General features: G+C 46.2%; 1 rRNA gene. It reads left to right on the plus strand.

Features of this window, described 5'->3' with window-relative positions:
• Positions 1 to 169: ribosomal RNA gene (locus tag VSQ61_RS22805) — 23S ribosomal RNA — on the plus strand; the annotation flags it as partial.
• Positions 170 to 247 lie beyond the last annotated feature (78 nt).

The following is a 247-nucleotide window of genomic DNA, read 5'->3' on the forward strand; positions in this document are numbered from 1 at the left end:
CGGGAAGGGATAAACGCTGAAGGCATCTAAGCGTGAAGCCCCCCTCAAGATGAGATATCCCATGCGAAAGCAGTAAGACCCCTTGAAGACGACAAGGTAGATAGGGCAGAGGTGGAAGTGCAGCAATGTATGGAGCTGACTGCTACTAATCGGTCGAGGGCTTGACCAAGAAGCGTCATAGGAAGAGGAAGAACAAAGAAAACCAAGATGTAAGAGATATTTCAGTATATAGTTTTGAAGGTATATG

Source organism: Candidatus Merdisoma sp. JLR.KK006 (assembly GCF_036941035.1).
In the GTDB taxonomy this organism is placed as follows: domain Bacteria; phylum Bacillota; class Clostridia; order Lachnospirales; family Lachnospiraceae; genus Laedolimicola.